Origin of the sequence: Acinetobacter sp. USHLN143 (assembly GCF_037145695.1) — a bacterium.
Lineage (GTDB): Bacteria > Pseudomonadota > Gammaproteobacteria > Pseudomonadales > Moraxellaceae > Acinetobacter > Acinetobacter fasciculus.
The window spans coordinates 1-430 of sequence record NZ_JBBCWZ010000223.1; the positions used below are offsets into that span (position 1 = coordinate 1).

Annotated in this window: 1 protein-coding gene; it reads right to left on the reverse strand. The window is 30.9% G+C overall.

Translation table 11 applies throughout. The features are described from left to right. The coding region (locus WFH18_RS17800) for a MerR family transcriptional regulator (protein WP_336755408.1) at positions 1-251 on the reverse strand (251 nt) is incomplete at its 3' end. Between the last annotated feature and the right edge of the window lie 179 nt (positions 252-430).

Sequence of the window (430 nt, forward strand, 5' to 3'; positions counted from 1 at the left end):
TCATTCACATCTGAACAATTTTTCTCAGGTTTGTCTTTATAGGTAAGTAATTGACGAATTTCATTCAAACTCATATTTAAAGTTCGGCAATTCAAAATAAATTTAATTCGCTCAACATAGCCTACATCGTAAAGGCGGTAATTTCCTTCCGTTCTTTCCGGTTCCGGAATTAAACCTTCCTTTTCATAAAACCTAATTGTTAATACTGAACATGAGGTTTTTTTAGAGAGTTCACCAATTTTTAAATGCATTGAGTTAGTATTTCCAAAGATTCTTGACTCTATAGTAACTATAGGGATTCTAATATTCAAAGTTTATAATTTTTTTAATGGGTATAATTATGAGTGGTTGTGGATGTAGTAAAGAAACACCATGCGAAGATAAGAAATCTCAACAAGAAAATCATCCATCAATTGCAGAAGCAAACAAT